Genomic DNA, 10,194 nt, shown 5'->3' on the forward strand with positions numbered 1-10,194 from the left:
CGCCCGCCGCCTCAACCTCGAATGCCAACCATGATCACGAATGGCGGCTGCCGTACTAGGCGTAGGCGGTGGCCGCCGTTGCCGACGAGTCGCCAGATGGGGCCGGCGGGGCCGTGGCCGTTGACGCGGTCGCGGGCGCAGGTGGCGATGGTGAGGGCGGTCAGGGCGGCGGCGATGCGGTGGTCGTCGCCGGCGGTGTCGATCAGCCTGTGGTGGAAGTGGCGTTCGCGTTCTCGGGTGGGTAGAGAGAACAGCAGTGTGTAGTTGGGGCCGCCGTCGATGCGGAGTCGGCGGTAGGGCTCGAGCTTGTTGCGTAGCCGTGGGTGGTGTTCGGTGCCGCGGTCGTGTTCGAGCCAGAATCCGACGTGGTGGTGGCCGGTGGTCCAGACGCCGTGGCCGTCGGGGCGTATACGGCGGCCGAATGCGGCGGTGGTCTGCTGCTCGGACCACCAGCGGGTCAGCCGGGACTGCGGGTGGGATCGGCTGTGGGTGAGCAGGTCGATGAAGAACTGGTTGGTTTCGATGGTGTGTCGGCGGGTGCGGTCGGACAGGACGCGGTCAGCGGTCAGGGCGACTGCTTTCGGGGTGGGTGGGGTCTCGCCGCGGGCGAGGGCGACCAGGCGGGCCGACAGTCGGCCGGGTACCCAGTAGACGTGGGTGGGTTGGCCGGGGTGGGCGCGCAGCACGCGGTTGATGAAGTCGATGCGGCGCAGCGTGTAGAGGCGGTGGCCGCAGGTGATCGGTGAGTCGAATAGCACTGCGGCGATTTGGTCGGTGGTGAGGGCGGTGTGGTCGGACAGGAGGAAGGCGATGACCCGGTCGCGGGGCCGCAGCCGGGCGGAGATGTCGGCCAGGGTCGTCGTCGTATGCCGGGCCGGTGTGCGGGGGAGAGGGGGCGATGAGCCGCCCCCCGGTCGGAGGGTGTCCCCCCGGGGGGACTGTCGGGGTGGTTGATCATCGGTCATTCGTGCACCTACCTGCACTGTTGGGTATCCGAGGGTGAGCCGGGGGCCGGCCGGGTCTGCACCGGGGTGCGGACCAGAGCCCGCCCGCCGCCAGGCTGGGCGGCATCCCGGCCTGGCGGCAGCGAACGCGGGTTCACCGGCGGCGGTGGGCGTTGGCTTGGGTGGCCAGCCGTGTGGCGAGTTGCTCGATCGCGGTGGGGTCGCCTGCGCCGCCGCTGGCCGCGGCGCAGATGGCCCGGATCTCGTCGGCTGCGCCGACGATGGGGCGGGGTGGTCGGGTGTGCAGGGTGAACGCGGCGGTTTCCCGGTTGTCGATCACGAGGCGGGCGGCGGCTTGGTAGGCGTCGAGGTGGCTGAGGTCGTGGTCGGACAGTTCGGGGAACATGTGCCGGGCCATCTGGTGGGCGTCTTCTGGTGCCACGTTGAAGGTGATTTTGTTGCGGGCGTTCGCGGACAGGGCGAGTTGGGTGGGGCGGGGGAGCTGGGCGAGGTCCTGGTGGGCCAGGACGAGGCTCATCCGGTAGCCGCGGGCTTCGGCGAGCATGTCGTCGACGGATCCGGGCAGGTTCAGGAAGTTGTGGCATTCGTCGATCACGACGGTGCAGTCGCGGCGTTGGTGTTCGGGGAGTTTGGCGCGGGCGGTGGCGGCCTGCCAGGCGCGGGCGAGGACGAAGGAGCCCATAAGCCGGGAGGTGTCCTCGCCGAGTTGGCCTTTGGGTAGGCGGGCGAGCAGGATCCCGCCGGTGTTGAGTAGCCGTCCCATGTCGAATGATGAGCGTGGGGTGCCGAGGGTGCGGCGGGGGAAGTCCCGCAGCAGGAACGCTCGTAGGCGTGCCATGACGGGGCCGATGACCTGTGCCCGTACGGGTGGGGGCATGGACTCGTACCAGGTCCAGTAGCCGAGGAGTCCTTCCGGGTCGTCGAGGCCTTCGGTGAAGGCTAGGCGGAACTGTTTGTCGTTGAGCAGCGGGGGGACCAGGGCGAGGGTGGCGTTGGCCTTGCGCTTCAGGGTCAGGCAGGCGACGCGCAGGGTGTCGTCGATGCGGGGTCCCCAGTGCCGTTGGAAGATTTTGGAGAAGATGGAGACGACGTTGTCCACGGCGAGGTCGTGGTCGTCGCCGGACAGGGGGTTGAAGTAGCCGCCCTGGGTTTGGTCAGGGTCGATGAGTACGACCCGGTCGGCGACGTTGGGGTTGAGTCGGTCGAGGACGTCGGTGACCAGGTCGCCTTTGGGGTCGATGACGACGACGCCGCGGTGGGCGGCGACGTCGTCGAGGATCATGTTGACCAGCAGGGTGCTTTTCCCGACGCCGGTGGAGCCGAGGACGTGGAGGTGTTGGCGGGCGTCGGCGACGGGCAGTCCGACGGCGTGGCCGCCGATCTGCGCGTGGCCGAGCTGTTTGACGCCTCGGCCGCCGGTGGTGGGCACGTCGACCGGCATTGGCATCGGTTTGGCGCGGGCCCGCAGCAGACCGGGCACCGCCACGTCGGAGGGTAGGGCGGCGACGGCGGCGAGTTCGGCGGCGCCGAGCAGGTAGCCGGTGCGTAGTGGCCGGTTCGCCAGCACGGTGGCGGGTTGGGTGAGGCGGACGCGGCGTAGTCGTTGCCGGGCGGTGTAGAGGCCGTAGGCCGAGGCGACGCCGTGGGCGAGGGTCGTCAACCGGGCCCGCAGGTTCTCCTGCGGGGCTTGGCGGGGGTTGGTGTGGGCGATGCCGTAGCGGATGGACGTTTCCCACAGCTGGCCGGAGGCCAGCTTGTCCACCGCGGCGCGGGCGTCGCGGTCTCGTTCCGGTTCACCGGCCGGCGGCCGGTAGGCGGTGGCGCGGCTGCCCACTGTGGGGCGGGTCGGGCCGGGCGTGAGGAGACCGAACAGTCCTTCCAACCAGGCCGACGGGTCGAGAACGCCGGGGGTGCGCTGGCCGGTGCGCAGTGCCGCAGTGCCGGCGCGCAGCCGGCGGATCTGCCGGGGTGTGGCGGGGCGGGCGAGGATCTGCACGCAGGCGTACTCGTGGTCGCGCAGCCCCGACAGCGCGGAGATCAGAGGGCGTAGTGGGTCGGTGTCGTGGTCGGTGACGATCGGGTACCACGCCGGCAGGGTGGGTGTCAGGGCGCGGCCCTCGGCGATGACGCCGGTAGGGATGGGTTCTGTGGCGTCGGCGGTCGTGGTGGCGGCGCCGGGCCAGCTGCCGGCGATCGCGGCGAGGACCGGGCCGGTCGGGACGGTGCCGGGCAGCCAGATGGTGATGGTCAGCTGCCGGCCCGCCCACCGGTACTCGTAGCCGACGTGTGGGGTGCCGTAGAGCCACCGTCGCCAGCCGACCGGGCGCAGGATCTCCGCGCAGGTCGCCCACCACCTCGCCGCGCTGTCCGGCTCCACCTCCGGTGGTGGGGTGATGGTGACCTGCTGGGCGTGCCGCTGCCAGCGTCGCTGCCGCCAGATCTGCAGCTGGCCGTGGGCGACGACCGCGACCACAGCTGCCGCGGCGGCGACGGCGGCGAGCCACGGCCGGGCCACCATCCACCCGACCGCGGCGCCGATCGCCTCGGCGACCGGGTTGGTCGGCGTGACAGACGACAGCAGCGGCGGGGTGGAGGCCGGGGCGGGTGGGGCGAGCCAGGTCACGACTCGTCCTGCGGGTCGGCGCCTGTGACGCACAGCTCGTGTTCTCGGCAGGAGGACACGGCGTGGCTGGCCACCCGGTTGGCACCGGAGAGCAGGAGTCCTTCGCCGCGTTGGGCGGACAGCAGCATCCGTGCTTCCCCGCCGGTGAGCTGGAAGCTGTCGGCGACCGCGGCGATCGCCTGGGGGGCTTGGCGCATCAACACCTGGGTGGCGCTGTTGGCGATCACGGCCTGCCCGAGGTCGGAGCCAAGCAGGTCGGCGGCGTCCTGCGTGATCACCGACAGGCCGGCGCGGCGCTTGCGGGCCGCTTTCGCCAGCCGGTTCAGAAACCGCACGCCTTCACCGTCGCGCAACAACGTCCAGGCCTCGTCGACGATGACCAGCCGACGCGGGTCCCCGGTCGGACCGGCGGCCGGTGGGGCGTCCACGATCCGCCAGATCGCGTCCAACGCCAGCAGCATCCCGGCGGGGCGCAGCTCGTCGGCGAGGTGGCGGGTCGACCACACCACCAGATGCCCGACAGGGTGGGTGGTGGTGGGTCCGGCGAACAGGTGACTGAAACTGCCAGTCGTCCACGGCGACAGCCGGGCAGCGAGTGTGACCGCCGGCTGCGAACCGTCGGCCTCCAGGGCGGCGGCCACGTCACGCAGCAACGGCGCCGGCCGCCCCCACGTGCCCGGGTCGTTGGTGACACCCGCCCCCAGGTAGGCGGCGTTGACGGCCCGGTCGAAGACGGCACGTTCGGCCGGCTGCATACCACCGTCCTGCCCGGCGCCGAGGAGCACGTTGACCAGGGTGTGGGCGAACAGCGCCCGCCGGGTACGCGCGTCGGGCCGCCGGTCGTCGGCGGCGATGTCGAACGGGTTGAGCCGCACGTCCGGTGCGCCGAGGTTGATCACGGTGCCGCCGACCGCCTCGGCGAGCCGCCGGTACTCGTCCTCCGGGTCGATGACGTGGACCTGCACCCCGTCATACAGGCTCCGCAACGTCTCCAGCTTGATCATGTAGCTTTTGCCGGCGCCGGAGCGGGCCAGCACCACGGAGTTGTGGTTGTCGGCGGCCCACCGGTCGTGCCACACGATCCCGTTGGTCGCGGTGTTCAACCCGTACAGGACACCGGAGGCGGTGGGCGGATCCCCGGGCAGCGGCGCGGGCAGGTCGGCGGAGGCTAAGGGCATACCGGCGGCGAGGCTGTCGGTGTCGAACACCCGCCGCATCCCGATGCTGTCCACCCCGAGCGGCAGGGTGGACGTCCACGCCGGCAGCTGCCGCCAGGTCGCCGCAACCGTGTCGAGCATGACCGATGCGGCGGTGGCCCGCACATGCGCCACCGACTCGGTCAACTCCTCCAAACTCGTCGCGTGCACGGCGACGTAGTGCGCGACCCGGAACAGACGGCTCGCGCCGCGCGCGACCCGGTCGGTCAGCTCGGCGGCATCCGCGGCGGCGGCCTCGGTGGTCGGGTCGTCGAGACGGCCGTGCTCGGCATCCGAGCGTCGGGAGGATTCCAGGCGGGCACGCTGGCGGCGCAGCCGGGACGCGGCCACCTGCGGATCGAGCGGTTCGATGTGGATGACCACGGCGGCGCGGCCCGGCCAGCCGGTCAACGGCGACAGCCAGCCCGCGCCGACCTCCGCCGGATAGCCGTTGACCAGCAGCGTCGAGGTGTAGCCGTCGCCGACCTTCAGGTAGCGGGGGGTCACCTCGACGCTGGCCGGGCCGATCAACGCGGCCAAGGCGTCGACCTGCGGCCCTGCCGACGGTGCGGCAGGCTGCGGCGTGCGGGTGGGAAGCAGAGCGCGTAGGACGGTGCGGAGCGTCATCGTTGCCCTCTGGTAACCGGCTGGTCCGGCAACGCCCGCTCCCCGGACAGGGGGAGGGTGTAGGGGTCGACCGCGGCGGCGAGCACGGCGGTGACCGCCGGCCCGTCCAGGACCCGGGTGGCCGCGCCCACACCCTGCAACGCGGCGGCGGTGTGCTCGGCGGCCCGCAGCACATCGGTGTCGCGGCGCGCCCCGGTGGCGGTGTGCACGATGGTCACCGTTCGCCACAGCGGCTGCCGCTCCTCCTCCACGTCGAGGAGAAACTCGGCGTAGTCGGCGGCAGCGTCTGCCAACGCCGGATGAGGCAGCAAATCGGCAGCGTCGGCGATGCGCTGCGCATGCCCAGCCAGGTCCACCGGCTGGGTGGACACCACGATCTGCACCGGCGCGGTCAGACTGTTCAACCAGCGGGCGTAGGCGCCGACCAGCGCCGCCTGCTCCGCCGGCGTCCGCAAACCCAGGTTCACCGTGGTCACCGCGACTAGGGCGGCGCTGGTCCCGCCCAGGTCCACCACCCCGTTGGCGGCGATCGCCCGCGCCGGCAGCCGCAACAGCGCCGGCGGCGTCAGGTCTCCCTCGACCCCGACCGGGCTGGGCGCCCACCGCGGCGCCTTCCCGCCGGGCACGGGGACCTGCCGGCGCGGGGTGCGGGCGCCTCGGACCGCCGCGAGGAGCCACGCGTCCAGACTCAGCCCGTCACGACGACCCAACGCCAGGACCGTGGCCGCGCCGAGCAACGGGATCAAGGCGGCAAGGAGGATCGGCATCGGCACATGACCCAGCAGCGCCCGCCACAGCAGGTACGCCACCGCGGCAGCGGCGGCCAGAATGGCCACCTGCCGCGGGCTCAACTGGTAGAGCAGACGATCCGGGGCCTCAATGTCCGCCGGAATACGAGCGCGAAGATCAACATCAGACATGGGAAACACCAATCCTTGAGATCAGAGGAAGGTCAGCCCGGCCAGCCGGTGCCGCTGCTGTCGCGGTCGGCAGCCGGCCGGGGCGCAGGTCGTGGACGTGGGGTGGCGGCGGCACGTGCTGCCGCTGAGGTGCGGGTGGTCCGGGGTCCGTAGGTGGGCACCGAAGGCCATCCCGTGCCGCTGGCCGTTCGCGTGGCTGCCGGACCAGGCGCCGGACGGTCTACCGGCCATCCCGTACGGGCAGGTGTCCGTGCGGACTCAGGGACGGCAGAGAGCACCGGCGGCACGCGCGGGCCTGGCACCGGCTCGGCCGGCCAGCCCGTCCCGGACGCTCTCGGAGCCGTGCCGCTCGGCCAGCCGGTACCGGATTCGGTGTAGGCCCACCAGCGACGCCACCGCGGCATCCGCTGCGGCATCGCCGTCGCCGGAGTCCGCCCCGCCGGCACCCTCCGCACCCCGGCCCCGGGCTGGGCCTGGGACGGCCGAGCAGATATCGACGCCGCAGCAGTTCGCGGCGGACGACGCGCCACCGGACCCGGCCCCGCACCACTGCGAAACCCAGCCGGCTGCGGCAGCGGCACCCCGCCGGCACGGGCACCGGAGACCAGATTCCCCGCACGGCGTGTCCGGCCGACGGCGGCTCCCGCCGCAGCACGCCCCGCGCCACCCCACAAACCTCCGGTGAGGGCGCGGCCGAGTTGCTGAACGATAGCGACCCGAACGAACGCGCCGACCACGTTGCGGGACTGCCCACCCGTGACGTACCGGCGCACCAGACCCGGGATCCGCGTCACCGCCAGCAGCAGGCAGCAGACGATGAACAGGTTGAGCGTGCCCGTCGGATCGATCGGCAGACCTAGGGCCGGCAAATTGGCAGTCGGGCTGACGAACACCGTCAACCCGGCGTGCAGCGCGATGCCCTGGCCCCCGACTGTGGCGAACACGCCGAGGAAAGCCCGCCACCACAACGTCGCCACCGGCTCGGTCCACGGCGTGCCATGGCAGGACAGCGCCGCCGGCGCGAGACCAACCAGGATCACCAGCAGGCCCAGCCGCAGCACCCACCCGGCCATGATCATGGCGGCGAGCACGGCGATGACCACGCCGATCACGAGCGTGAGCAGGGCGTTGGCTGGATTGGTCAACGCGTCGACGATCGTGCGACGCAACTGGTCCAGTGAGCCATCGGTGGTGACCGACTCACCGATGAGCGCCTGGATCAGCGCGTTACCCAAGGCGATGAGTTCCCGGCACATCGGCAGGGCGAAGTTCGCGCCGATGATGCCGATCAGCAGACGCGGCGCGAGTTCCGCGACGCCGTAGCGGGCCTGGACGCTGTCGCGGGCCATGACCACCACACCGCAGGCGACGATCGCCACCACGTAGCAGGTGTTGGCGATGAACAGTGCGCGGGTGCTGATCGTCTGGACCTGCGGCAGGGCGGTCACGTCCGGCACGACGAGGAACGCCCAGGACAGCAACCTCCACAGGGCGTCGATGACGTCCGCGACCCGTGCCGCGATCCATTCCAGAATCTCGTCCAGCACGCCCGCGATGGTGAACGGGTTGTACATCAGTTCGTCCCGAGGATGCCGCGCAGGATGCTCATCAGCACCGGCGCGAGCACCGCCAGGCCGTAGCCGGTCGCGGCGCCCTTCAGCGCACCCTTGGCCTTCTCCACCTGACCGGGGTCACCGCCGGCCATCAGATACAGGGCACCCCCGTAGGTGAGGAACAGCGTGGCGACGCCGACGAGTATGCCGACGATCCAGGCGATGAGGTTGTTGATGACGGTGTCCAGGCTGTTGACCGCCAGCAGTTCTGGCGGCCCAGCGTGGGCCACTCCGGCCGTGCCGGCGACAACGGTGGCGGCGATCATCATGGACAGGAACAGACGGGACAGGACACGGCGCATCTGGTCTTCACCTCCCACCCCGCCAGGCGGCGGGGCATGCGCGACAGCCGATAGGGAGGCGCCGCCCGCACGGGCGGAGACCGTGGAAGCACTCTCCTTCCACAACCAGGTTCGGAAATTGTGGTGAGCACGGACCGACGCCGGGCCGAGTCACCACCCACACCGGGCGGCGCCCAAGACCGCCCGCAAACCCGGCTGGCATGCCAGGGTGGATCGGTCTTGTGACCGCCAAAAGCCGACGTTGGCCACGAACTGCGGGGACCTGGCACCCAACAGCGGCCAACGGCTACCCAACTGTTGGGGCGTCTCCTCGGGACCGGGACATGCATTGGACTCGGTGGACTTGTGCACGTGCGCCTGCTCTCGCCTTCGCGCAGCGACCTGCTCCGACTGCGGTGGTCCCTGCGAGGAGGTTGCCGACGGTGGTGGAGGATCTGTGGTGGCGGTGCTGCGTTGTCGGCGATCGGGGGCACACAATGCGTACATGGCCCATCACGACAAGCGGGTGCCTGAGCGCCTGCTGATCACCGTCGAGCAACAGGACGATCCCGTGTCGGCGGTGTCCGAGGACGACGCCCGACGCCGCTCGGTCGCCTATCCCACGCTGATGTGGAGCGCGCCGGTCTTCGGCTGTGCCGAGGAGGTCGACGGCCGGTGGCGGATCGTGCGACTTGACGCCGACGAGCCGCAGCATGCCCGCGACAGCCTCGCGTCGCACTTCCGAAAACTGTTCAGCGAGACGCCGCCGACCGTCGAGAACGCGGCCGTGCGGGCGGCGTTCGAGAGGGCGTACGAGGTGCTCGACTGGGAGTCGGTAAATGAGCTGACCGTCAGTGGCAGTCGTTATCGGATCGTCCGGGCGCAGCCGTTCATCCGGATGGGACCGGACGGACCGGAGCCGCCCCGGCCCACCGACGCGGACCCGTACCCGCCGGGCGAGGCGGAGCAGACCACGTCGCCGATGGACGGATTCGTCATCGACCTGGCCGCGGGCACCGGGCTCACCGACGCCCTCGTGCGGATGGAACTGGTCTCGGCGTCCTACCCGGCGACGTCCTTCCCTGACGACGTGTACGCCGACTCTTGCCGGGCGCTGGTGACGCACCCGAACGTGGTGCTGCTCCCGGTCGGGTTCACCGTCGGGGAACACGTCGACGGCAGGTGGCGACCCCGGTCGTTCACCACGTACCCGACGCCGCAGGCCGCCCGGGACGCGGAGTCCTTCGCCATCGCCGACATTCCACGCGACGCCAACACCCCGATGGAGGAACTGATGGCGGCCTACGCGCACGCCCGCGCGGCGCACCGTCCCCCACGCACCGACGACTTCGACGTCGGCGGCGTGCCGTGCCGGGTGACCCGGGTCGAAACCTTCATCCGGTACGGCCCAGACGGTCCGGAAGGACCCCGCCCCTCAGACCACGACCCGCTACCACCGCCAGCCAGCCAGGTCGAACAACTCCGCGCGCAGGGCCTGATGCCCGAACCAGACTGACCCGAACACGGCAGCAATTCGGCGGCAGGTACGCCGTACGCCCGCCGTGCACCGCAGGCGGCGCGCCTCACGCCCTGCGGCCCGCCTGCCGTGACGGTTGACGTCCGCAACCCGATGCGCGAATGGCCCCAGGAACCGGCAGGACTTCGAGAACTGTAGGTCACGCCAGCAGCGGGTGGTGGAACAGCAACGGTCAGCACGGCGGTGTCCGGTGCTGGCCTACATCGGTGCGTCCGGCCTGTTCACGGACCGCCACGTCGCCCCAGTAGGGTCTGGCCAAAGGTGCACAGCAGAACGCGCCCACGCTGAACACAACCCATCTACGCGCGTGTGGGGGCGTCGTGTTCCGAACCACATCCCAGGGCGGTCAGGAGCTATTACCAGGGAACGACGGTGTAGTTCTTGAGCAGGACGCCGTGTAGTGGTGTGCCGGTTTCGCCGCTGATGATGGGG

The 10,194-nt window shown here is 71.2% G+C and carries 7 protein-coding genes; 1 reads left to right on the forward strand and 6 read right to left on the reverse strand.

Annotation, left to right across the window (positions count from 1 at the left end; translation table 11 throughout):
• Window positions 1-11: 11 nt before the first annotated feature.
• The 6 genes from ACFHWY_RS26885 to ACFHWY_RS26910 form a co-directional block, all read right to left on the reverse strand.
• Window positions 12-965 carry a replication-relaxation family protein gene (locus ACFHWY_RS26885; RefSeq protein WP_416583049.1) on the reverse strand — a complete coding sequence of 318 codons (954 nt, stop codon included), beginning with the start codon at window positions 963-965 and terminating at the stop codon, window positions 12-14.
• 133 nt (window positions 966-1,098) lie between these two features.
• Window positions 1,099-3,483, reverse strand: a complete 2,385-nt coding sequence (locus ACFHWY_RS26890) for a type IV secretory system conjugative DNA transfer family protein (RefSeq protein WP_416583055.1) — start codon at window positions 3,481-3,483, stop codon at window positions 1,099-1,101.
• Window positions 3,484-3,584: 101 nt separating this feature from the next.
• Entirely contained in the window at window positions 3,585-5,411 is a 1,827-nt protein-coding gene (locus tag ACFHWY_RS26895) for a VirB4 family type IV secretion system protein (protein WP_416583050.1), read from the reverse strand.
• Window positions 5,408-6,331 (reverse strand): PrgI family mobile element protein, encoded by a 924-nt coding sequence (locus ACFHWY_RS26900; protein WP_416583051.1) that lies wholly within the window; start codon window positions 6,329-6,331, stop codon window positions 5,408-5,410. The genes ACFHWY_RS26895 and ACFHWY_RS26900 overlap by 4 nt, the downstream gene beginning before the upstream one ends.
• A 32-nt stretch (window positions 6,332-6,363) precedes the next feature.
• Window positions 6,364-7,905: a hypothetical protein gene (locus ACFHWY_RS26905; RefSeq protein ID WP_416583052.1), complete on the reverse strand. Its 1,542-nt coding sequence runs from the start codon at window positions 7,903-7,905 to the stop codon at window positions 6,364-6,366.
• A complete protein-coding gene (locus ACFHWY_RS26910) occupies window positions 7,905-8,246 on the reverse strand; it encodes a pilin (RefSeq protein WP_416583053.1) in 342 nt (113 codons plus the stop codon). Before ACFHWY_RS26910 ends, ACFHWY_RS26905 begins: the two co-directional genes overlap by 1 nt.
• Window positions 8,247-8,730: 484 nt before the next feature.
• On the opposite strand from ACFHWY_RS26910, the gene ACFHWY_RS26915 reads away from it, so the two are divergent.
• Window positions 8,731-9,741 carry a DUF5954 family protein gene (locus ACFHWY_RS26915; protein ID WP_416583054.1) on the forward strand — a complete coding sequence of 337 codons (1,011 nt, stop codon included), beginning with the start codon at window positions 8,731-8,733 and terminating at the stop codon, window positions 9,739-9,741.
• Window positions 9,742-10,194: the final 453 nt, after the last annotated feature.

The organism is Micromonospora sp. LOL_024, assembly GCF_048060415.1.
Taxonomy (GTDB): domain Bacteria; phylum Actinomycetota; class Actinomycetes; order Mycobacteriales; family Micromonosporaceae; genus Micromonospora.

Excerpts from the sequence above, each read along its gene's own strand:
- ACFHWY_RS26910 (WP_416583053.1), bottom strand. The coding sequence starts at position 8,246 with ATGCGCCGTGTCCTGTCCCGTCTGTTCCTGTCCATGATGATCGCCGCC.
- ACFHWY_RS26895 (WP_416583050.1), bottom strand. The coding sequence starts at position 5,411 with ATGACGCTCCGCACCGTCCTACGCGCTCTGCTTCCCACCCGCACGCCG.
- ACFHWY_RS26885 (WP_416583049.1), bottom strand. The coding sequence starts at position 965 with ATGACCGATGATCAACCACCCCGACAGTCCCCCCGGGGGGACACCCTC.
- ACFHWY_RS26890 (WP_416583055.1), bottom strand. The coding sequence starts at position 3,483 with ATGGTGGCCCGGCCGTGGCTCGCCGCCGTCGCCGCCGCGGCAGCTGTG.
- ACFHWY_RS26905 (WP_416583052.1), bottom strand. The coding sequence starts at position 7,905 with ATGTACAACCCGTTCACCATCGCGGGCGTGCTGGACGAGATTCTGGAA.
- ACFHWY_RS26900 (WP_416583051.1), bottom strand. The coding sequence starts at position 6,331 with ATGTCTGATGTTGATCTTCGCGCTCGTATTCCGGCGGACATTGAGGCC.
- ACFHWY_RS26915 (WP_416583054.1), top strand. The coding sequence starts at position 8,731 with ATGGCCCATCACGACAAGCGGGTGCCTGAGCGCCTGCTGATCACCGTC.